At 73.3% G+C, this 3,489-nt stretch carries 6 protein-coding genes; 5 read left to right on the top strand and 1 reads right to left on the bottom strand.

The features are described 5' to 3' along the window. From OEY_RS0100480 to OEY_RS0100470, 3 genes are all read left to right on the top strand, one after another. The coding region (locus tag OEY_RS0100480) for a QcrA and Rieske domain-containing protein (protein ID WP_010591998.1) at positions 1-362 on the top strand (362 nt) is incomplete at its 5' end. Between the two features lie 59 nt (positions 363-421). Beyond that, positions 422-790 carry a YidH family protein gene (locus tag OEY_RS0100475; protein ID WP_010591997.1) on the top strand — a complete coding sequence of 123 codons (369 nt, stop codon included), beginning with the start codon at positions 422-424 and terminating at the stop codon, positions 788-790. Between the two features lie 37 nt (positions 791-827). Continuing rightward, a complete protein-coding gene (locus OEY_RS0100470; RefSeq protein WP_010591996.1) occupies positions 828-1,148 on the top strand; it encodes a DUF202 domain-containing protein in 321 nt (106 codons plus the stop codon). 75 nt (positions 1,149-1,223) lie between these two features. On the opposite strand, the gene OEY_RS0100465 is transcribed toward OEY_RS0100470, so the two are convergent. Further along, a complete protein-coding gene (locus OEY_RS0100465) occupies positions 1,224-1,655 on the bottom strand; it encodes a PaaI family thioesterase (protein WP_010591995.1) in 432 nt (143 codons plus the stop codon). A gap of 63 nt (positions 1,656-1,718) precedes the next feature. Here OEY_RS0100465 and OEY_RS0100460 point away from each other — a divergent pair, with 63 nt between their 5' ends. Next, a complete protein-coding gene (locus OEY_RS0100460; protein ID WP_010591994.1) occupies positions 1,719-2,636 on the top strand; it encodes a LysR family transcriptional regulator in 918 nt (305 codons plus the stop codon). A 118-nt stretch (positions 2,637-2,754) separates the two neighbouring features. Beyond that, the coding region (locus tag OEY_RS0100455) for an MFS transporter (protein ID WP_029539834.1) at positions 2,755-3,489 on the top strand (735 nt) is incomplete at its 3' end.

The raw sequence follows: 3,489 nt of genomic DNA, 5'->3' as shown, positions 1-3,489 counted from the left end.
CCGGCGCGGAGCCGGCCTCCGGGCAGACCTCCGCGGCGGAGGACGCCGGCACCGGGGCCCCGGCCGGCGCGGCTGCAGGACAACCCCTCGCGGCCGTCGCCGACATCCCCGTCGGCGGGGGACAGGTCTTCCCCGATCAGAAGGTCGTGGTGACCCAGCCGGCCGCGGGCGAGGTGCTCGCGTTCAGCGCGATCTGCACCCATCAGGGCTGCACGGTCGCGGCCGTGCAGGACGGCACGATCAACTGTCCCTGCCACGGCAGCCGGTTCAACCTCGACGGCACCGTCGCGAACGGTCCCGCCGCACGTCCCCTCGAGAGCAGGGCCGTCACCGTCGACAACGGCGAGATCACACTCGCGTAATCGGTTCCGCCGCCCCGCCGCCGGACCGTCCGGGGCGGCACCGGGATAGGGTCGACTGCGTGATCGGACCTCTGCGCGACTGGCGGCCGCGGGCGTTGCGTGACGGCGACGAACCCGACGCCCGCTTCACCCTCGCCAACGAGCGCACGTTCCTCGCGTGGATCCGCACCGCGCTCGGCGTGATCGCGGCGGCCGTCGCGCTCGAGACCTTCGCCGGCGACGTCGTGGGACCGGTGGTGCGCACCACGCTGGCGTGCGCCCTGCTGGTCTTCTCCGCGGTCCTCGTGGTCGCCGCACTGCGGCGCTGGCTGCAGATCGAGGCCGCGATGCGCACCGCACGCCCCCTGCCGCCGCCGCGGATCGCCTTCCTGCTCGCCGCGATGCTGGCGGTCGGGGCTCTGGCCCTCGCCGCGGCGCTCCTCCTGTGACCGTGCCACCGGGTCCACGACGCGAGCCGGGTCGGCGATGAGACACGACGACCCCGGGTTGCAGCCGGAGCGCACCACTCTCGCGTGGCTGCGCACGGCGACCGGCCTGGGAGCGGTGGTCCTGCTGTTCCTGCGCCTGGCGCCCGGCCCGGCACCCGTGGTGGTGGCGATCGGCCTGCTGTGCCTGCTGCCGGCGCTCGTGCTGCTCGTGACGAGCGGACGCGAGCACCGGGCCCGGGTGAGCCGCTTCATCGAGGGACGGGCGAAGCATCACTGGTGGCGCAACATCGTCCTGACCGTCACGGTCGTCGTCCTGGCGCTCGCCGCCACCGCGCTCATCGTCACGTCGAAGGTGTGAGCGCCGCCCAGGCCGAGGCTCCGGCCGGTTCGGCTCCTTGGAACCGGACCAGACCCGTCCGGGCCACCGCGGCCCCTACGAACCGGCCCCCTGCCCCGAACGCCGGTCGAGGTCGATCACCCGGGCGCCGCCCTGCGCCGCGGCCACCCTGGTCTCGGTACCGTCCTCGGTCACGGCGACGATCTCGCACCGGCACAGCGCCTGTCGCCGGCTCGAGTCGACGACCGTCGCCTCGGCTCGCAGCAGCGTGCCGCGACCCGGGCGCAGGTAGTCGATGGTGAACCCGGTGGTCACGATGGACGATCCGAGCACGGTTCCCGCTGCGAAGGTCAGGGAATTGTCCGCCGCATAGGCCAGCACTCCACCGTGTACGAACCCGAACTGCTGCAGCAATTCCGGACGCAAAGGGACCTCGAGCACCGCGCGTCCCGGCTCGTACCCGACGACCCGGGCACCGACCAGGACGCTGAACGGTTGCGCGGCGAGCACGGCCGCCGCGTCGTCCACTCCGCGAAGTTCCACGGCCTGCAGTCTGCCCCACCCTGTCGGGAAGGGCCATATCATTCGCGCATGACGCAGCCACCTCCGTCGCCGACGGTCCGTTGGCCCGACCTCGCCGCCCTCGAACTGCTCGTCGGCATCGACGATCACGGCGGGCTCGGCGCGGCTGCTCGCGCGGCCGGTGTCGCGCAACCCAATGCCAGCCGTGCGGTGCGCCGCCTCGAGAAGCAGCTCGGGGCCGTGCTCGTGCGCCGGGGGCGCGCCGGGTCGGCGCTCACCCCGGAGGGCACCGTGGTCGCGCACTGGGCGCGGCAGACCCTCACCGACGCCCGTCGACTGCTCGACGCCGCGGCGGCGTTGCGCACCGACCGGCAGGCCGAACTGACCGTGGCGGCCAGCATGACCGTCGCCGAACACCTCATCCCGCGCTGGCTGGGCCGCTTCCGCGGTCTCCACGACGACGTGCACATCCAGTTGCAGGTCCACAACTCGCGGCAGGTGTGCGACGCCGTCGCGGCAGCCCGCTGCCACGTCGGATTCGTCGAAGCCCCCGCCGTTCCACCGGGACTGCACAGCACCCCGGTGGCGCAGGACCGGCTGGTGGTGGTCGTCACGCCGGCTCATCCGTGGGCGCGCCGCCGGCGACCGCTCACCGTCGCCGAACTCGCGGCGACGCCGCTCGTCGTGCGTGAGGAGGGGTCGGGGACGCGGCACACGCTCGACCTCGCCCTGCGCGAGTTCGATCGGCCGGCACCTCTGCTCGAGCTCGGCAGCGGCGCCGCGGTACGCACCGCGGCGCTCGGGGGTGTCGGTCCGGCCGTGCTCAGCACCTTGGCCGTGGCCGACCACCTCGCGCCCGGGGAACTGCGGGCCGTCGACGTCGAGGGCCTCGATCTGGCCCGCACCCTGCGCGCGGTGTGGCGCCCCCCTCGCAAGCTCGCCGGCCCGGCCGGGGACCTGGTGCGGATGATCGTCCGCGGCGCCTGATCGCGTGCCGATCGCCCCGATCGGCCCGGATCAGCGTTCCGGTGCGTCATCATGATCGTCGAGGACACTGCCATCGGGAGTGGGACATGGACGCATCGCGGCACCACGGGACGTCGCGGTGACGGTCGCCGAGGTCGACCGTCGCCCGCAGCGAGCGGGCTCGGTCCTCGCGACGCTGATCCTGGTCGCCACCGTCGCCAACCTCAATCTCTCGGTGGCCAACATCGCACTGCCCGCGATCGGCCGGGCATTCGACGCGAGCCAGACGGAGTTGAACCTGGTCGCCGTCGGGTATTCGCTGGGTCTGGCCGCGTCGGTGCTGTACCTGGGGGCGCTCGGGGACCGCTACGGCCGCAAGCAGTTGCTCGTGCTCGGTGTCGCCCTGTCGATACCCACGTGTCTGCTGGCGGCCTTCGCGCCGAACATCGAGGTGCTGTTCGCGGCCCGGCTGGCCGGCGGTCTCGCCGCGGGACTGGCATATCCCACCACTCTGGCGCTGATCACCGCGTTGTGGTCGGGAGCCTCACGGACCCGCGCGATCGCGTTGTGGTCGGCGACCGGCGGGGCGGTCGCCGCGCTCGGACCGCTGTTGTCCGGTCTGCTCCTCGAGTACTTCTACTGGGGCTCGGCCTTCCTGATCACCCTGCCGCTCGCCGCCCTCGCCCTCGTGGCGGCCGCAGTGCTGATCCCCGCGCACGTCAACGAGACCACCGGTCCCGTCGACCATGTCGGCGGAGTCCTGTCGGTGCTGTTCGTGGCGGCGCTCGTGATGACGGTCAACCTCGCACCCGAGAGCGGCCGCGCCACGGCAGCCCTGGTCTGCGCGGCCGTCACCGCCGTCGCGGGCGCGGTG

Source organism: Rhodococcus sp. P14, from assembly GCF_000256505.1.
Lineage (GTDB): Bacteria > Actinomycetota > Actinomycetes > Mycobacteriales > Mycobacteriaceae > Rhodococcus > Rhodococcus ruber.
Note: the sequence above shows the minus strand (reverse complement) of the source record. Positions and strands in the feature narration are given on the sequence as shown.

Coding starts and splice junctions, on each gene's coding strand:
- OEY_RS0100470 (WP_010591996.1), top strand. CDS start 828: ATGAGACACGACGACCCCGGGTTGCAGCCGGAGCGCACCACTCTCGCG.
- OEY_RS0100460 (WP_010591994.1), top strand. CDS start 1,719: ATGACGCAGCCACCTCCGTCGCCGACGGTCCGTTGGCCCGACCTCGCC.